The 4,891-nt window shown below is 67.4% G+C and carries 3 protein-coding genes and 1 pseudogene; all 4 read right to left on the bottom strand.

Annotation, left to right across the window (positions count from 1 at the left end):
• Positions 1-713, bottom strand: a 713-nt coding sequence (locus tag AC1DWT_RS49440; RefSeq protein ID WP_477926085.1) for an MFS transporter, incomplete at its 3' end; no start/stop codon positions are given.
• A 1,486-nt stretch (positions 714-2,199) separates the two neighbouring features.
• Entirely contained in the window at positions 2,200-2,847 is a 648-nt protein-coding gene (locus tag AC1DWT_RS49435) for a ScbR family autoregulator-binding transcription factor (protein ID WP_206015595.1), read from the bottom strand.
• Positions 2,848-3,954: 1,107 nt separating this feature from the next.
• Positions 3,955-4,281: pseudogene (locus AC1DWT_RS49430) on the bottom strand (hypothetical protein); the annotation flags it as partial.
• 102 nt (positions 4,282-4,383) lie between these two features.
• The coding region (locus tag AC1DWT_RS49425) for a hypothetical protein (protein WP_477926084.1) at positions 4,384-4,891 on the bottom strand (508 nt) is incomplete at its 5' end.

The raw sequence follows: 4,891 nt of genomic DNA, 5'->3' as shown, positions 1-4,891 counted from the left end.
GATCGTGCGCCGGTYTTCTGGTCGGTGAGGTTGTCCATGTGCAGGGCCGCGATGACGGCGGCGATGCCGATGAGCACCAGGTACACCGCGCAGACGATCTGTGGGCTGCGGTTGCCCCAGGTGGCGATGACGAGCAGGCCGATCAACTGGATGGCCGGGACGCCGATGTTCCCGCCGCCCGCGTTCAACCCCAGGGCCCAGCCTTTGAGTCGTTGCGGGTAGAACGCGTTGATGTTGGTCATCGAGGACGCGAAGTTCCCGCCGCCGAGTCCGGCGAACGCGGCGACGATCATGAACGTGGTGTAGGAGGTCTCGGGCCGCGAGATGAAGTACAAGGTCAAGGTCATCGGCACCGCCAGGGCCAGTGCACTGATGATGGTCCAGTTGCGGCCACCGAACGTGGCCGTGGCGAAGGTGTAGGGCAGGCGGAGAACCGCGCCGACCAGGGTGGGTACGGCGACGAGGAAGAACTTTCCGGCGGCGTCGATGTGGTAGACCGCGGCGGGCATGAACAGCACCATCACCGACCACACCGACCACACCGAAAACCCGATGTGCTCGGCCAGGATGGAGCCGGCGAGGTTGCGGCGGGCGATGTTCTTTCCGCCCGCCTCCCACGCGGCCACGTCCTCGGGGTCCCAGTTGTCGATCCGATGCCGGACCGATACGGGGGAATGGGATGAGTTCGAAGGTCGCTGAGATAGTGTTGTCACGGCTTAGCTCCTGAGGTTGAAGATTCGCAGAACCATAGGGGCGGAATGTGTCCGCTCGATGGCGTGTGGTGTCGGTGCGCTTACACTTCGCTCACCCGGGCACATGCACCGAAGACAGCACCCCGAAACGACACCGTGACCATCGGGCAACACGCTCTACACATGCATATGCCCTGGTCGGGGTCATGTTCTCCGACGGAGGCGATGCGGTCTTCCGTCGCAGCGCGGGCGGTGTCGATCGTCGCGATCCTCTTGTGGGTGTCGGCGGGGGCGGGTGTGGTGATCATGGGGGCAGTGCGGGACCGGAGGCGATATGCCCGAACGCTTCAGGATTGCCCGGAGTGGGGCGAGGTCGACCAGGCATGCCCCACTGAGGGTGAGCGTTATAGCAAGGTAGGGCAGGACGTCGCCGATCATGCCTGGTCAGGGCCTGCGCCACGGATCGGCAGCGCTCTACGGTCCCACGGTCAGTCCGACCTTCTCGGCCGTGCCCAACAGTATGTGCGCCGGCGTGCGACACCGGTTCCGGTGGCCGACAATTGGACGTGGACTAACGCATCGGACAGACATCGAAGTTAGCTGTGATGTCAAGCTGTGGAGGATGATTCGTCACATACCGCGGCCACGCAACTCGCCGCGACGTGGCGGGTGCGGTGTGAGGCAGTCGTGCAGGCTCCAAGCGAGCGGTTGGCCACCTGTCGGCCGGAGTGCGCCGTCGTGGTCAACGCCCCGGACTCTCAGATGAATGTCGTTGGCGTCGTGCGGGTTGCGGAACGGATCGGCGGAGATGTAGGACCGACAGCCTTGCGGGCGGGACGGCGTTGCCGGTGCCGGGCCCGCGTTGGGTCTGGACTGACCGCGAGTGAGACGCCGGTGTCACAGGTTCCCGAGTCGGAGCAGTGCGGCACGCAGGCTGGGGGAGACGATTTGGTGGTCGGTTCCCGGCCGTGGGTTGGGGTGTCCGAGGTCGGCGAGAATGTTCTCGGTGTCCCGCACCGGAATGATCCAGGTCGATTCGGGTGCACAGGAGAGGGGCGACCGCGCGGCGGGTATGGGGAATGGCGATGGCCTCGGAGTCCACGACCGCGGGCGGGAAGATTTACGCGTTGTCGTCAGTCACCTGGATGATCGCCTCACGCCGCTGCAAGCGGCCACCGGGTTGGTCGGAGCCGCAGTCATTCCATTTGGTATGTCGCAGCAGCCACGCGGGGGGAGGGGTGCACGCCGGTGTGGAGGCCACTCCTGGTCCGCCGCTGGTCATCGCGTACGCCCTCGCACGTTGGCGCCGGGTTGTTAGACGGTGGTGTGCCACAGGCGCATCCGGGTGACCGCGGAGGGGAGGAAATCGGGTTCGACGCGAACGCGGCCGCTGACCCCCGCGTCGGTTGGCGCGGACCCCAGCGCGAAGTCCGGTCTGCGGTTGCCGTGGCTGCGTTCGGTGGCGGTCCGGCCGCGCTCCAGACGGAGCTTCCTGACACAGCACCCTTCACGGCAGCCGCACCGTGGGCAACCTGCGGGTGACGAATTGTCGGAAGTAGTCGATCTTCGGTGTGGTCACCAGCACCGGGAGCAGCAGCTCCCACGCCATCGCGGTACGCGTCGGCAGGGTGGCGGGGTTGTCGGTGGCCGTCGCCAGCAGGCGTGCCCCGGCGAAGAGTTCCACCAGGAGCTGCCCGACAGCGTCCGGATCGGTGTCCTCGCGCAGGTCACCCTCGTCGATTGCTCGGCGGGCCAGGAGTTGGTAGGTGGATATCCAGGTCGCGAAGGTGTCCGTCTCCGGACTGCGGTAGTCGCCCATTTCGGTGATGAGGCGGAACGTTGCGCCCATCACCGCGTCGTGGAGGGCGGCGTCGACCGTGACGAAGGAGATGCCGATCATGGCCTCGAATGCCGGCGTGGGGGAGGCGAGATACGGGGTGCACACGGCAGTGAACCGCCTCGTGCCCTCCTCGACGACGGCGCGGGCGAGTTCTTCCTTGGAGGCGTAGTGAAAGTACAGGGCCCCCTTGGTGACCCGGGCCTGGGTGAGGACCTCGCTCAGCTTCGTCTCTGCATAGCCGCGGCGGGTGAACACCTCGGCCGCGGCATCCAGCAACGCGCGACGAGTGACCTCCGCCCGCTTCTGGGTGGCCATTCACCTGCCCTTCGAGTAACGAGATCATCTGGCCGGACGGCTGTCGTGAACCGTCTTGAATGGGTTGAACGACGCCCTGAACAATGCATACCCGATGTGAAGGTTCGTCGCATGATGTTCGGTGCGGCCCGTGTGAGGCTTTGCGGGTCTCGCAGAAGATGCCGTGCCGCCCGATTCCGGTCTTCGTCGACACTGGCCTCACGGGGTCGTCCCCAGGGGTAAGTCCGGACGGGCGACGACGATCAGGGCGGTGACCAGCGGCCGCACCCCGATACTCGAACACACTTTCCGGTTTCATGTCGGGGTCCGTTGGGCCCGACTCGGTCCGGCTCATCAGGCCGTAGGAATCCGCTCAGCGGGCGGGGGCAGGCGCCCTCGGTCAGCTGGACCGGTGCGTTCTCGACTGAGGAGTAAACCAGTCAGTTGCGGGTATCCGATGGGCGTGCTGCCGCGTGACCTCGGAACGTCAAACCCCGCGACGGCCAGACCCTCCGGCCGCCGGACCCCTTCGGTCGGAGGGTTCACATCTGGCGCTGATTCTCATGCCGATGGAGGCCGTGGGTCCGGATCGGATTCGACTCTCCGCGAACGATGGCTCCTGTAGTACCGGATTGCGGTGCCGGGGTCTGATTTCTGGCGAGAGGACGGCCGGTTGATCTCCGTGGCGCATCGACGGACCACTCGCATGGAAGGGGCGGGTGGGTTGCCGAGTTCGAGTGTTTCGCGGCGGAGGTGGACCGTTTCCGGGCCGGCGAGGTGGACGCGTCCACCGTCGATGAGGTCTTGCACCACTATCACCTCGCGGCGAGGGAGCTGTGGACGGTCTGCTGGTCCGGTTCCGGCCCAGGTCGAGTTCACCGCGCGTTCGTTGGAGAGGCGTGTCGCCGACGGCGAGGGGATCGACTGGTGGGAACGCGCCGCACCTCGCTGCCGGGAGTAGTTCCTGTCTGTCCGCTCGGCGCGAGTGTCGGTGCGATCCGGGGACGGTGAACGTCTGTCGCCGTAGTGTGGTCAGCGCCGCTCGCTCCCAGACTCGGGCGGTCTCGACCCCGCCGGCCGGTACACAGTGCGACTCGCGATTGGCCGACGGGGCAGGGACCGGCAACACGTCGGTCTGTGGGAGGGGTTCGTGGTGACGATGAGCGCCCGCTGACTGGTGGCGATCACGTGGGCATGCAGGTTCGGCGACGACAGCACCAGGAGACCGGCGTCCACGTAGTGCGCGAGTGCAGTCGGCAATGTCGCGTGTGCGCGCACCGCGGCGCGGGAGGCATTGTCGAGGACGTCGCCGGCACGCAGGGACCGCAGCTCGGGTGCGTCCTGGCCGAGGCGGCCGGACCCATCCTGGGAGAGAGCGGCGTGTGGTGCGTAGGCACATCGCTCTCCCGTTCGACGCCGGCACTCCTGCGGGAGAGCCGCAGGGCCCGGCGCCATCACACGCGGTGGCCGGGCCGGACGCGGGTGCTCGAAGAGGCCGTGGCACACACCGGCCCCTCACCACCGGGGGCCGGTGCGGCGCGCGGCGGGTGGTTGTCGCTACCGCGACGCGGAGACCAGCATGGGCTCGCGCAGGTCGAAGTAGTCGACCTCGCCCATCAGCCGGCCTTCCTCCTCGAACAGCGAACGCAGATCGTCGGGGACGGTGACCTTCTCGTGTGCGCGGGCCTCGGGCTCGGTGGTGAAGTACACCGCCTCGACGTATCCGCCGTCGCCGGCGGCGGCGAACGTGCCGCCGAGGATTTCCGGCCGCACCCCGGGTAGCTTGTCGCCGGCCTGGGCCATCAGCTCRGACAGCCGGTGCGCGTCGGTGGTGCGGCCCTCCATGATCTGCACGAACCCGGCATCGTCGGAGCCGCCGCCGAGCCACTCCATCGCGTCCGGGCAGTCCATGAAGGTGACCGGGCCGTCGAAGCACCGCTCGGTCTCGGCCCACCAGGTGCCCTGCTCGGGACGTTCGCTGTTGCGGCGGGCCGCCTCCTCGGAGTCGAACCGAACCAGGGCGATGTACGTGCCGTCATCGCGGGTGCCGGAGGTGGAGCCGAGG

Source organism: Rhodococcus sp. P4_B6 (genome assembly GCF_056402215.1).
The sequence above is the reverse complement of the archived record's forward strand: the minus strand, read 5'-3'. Positions and strand labels throughout refer to the sequence as shown.

Bases quoted from the DNA above. Each gene is read 5' to 3' on its own strand.
- AC1DWT_RS49435 (WP_206015595.1), bottom strand. From the start codon at position 2,847: ATGGCCACCCAGAAGCGGGCGGAGGTCACTCGTCGCGCGTTGCTGGAT.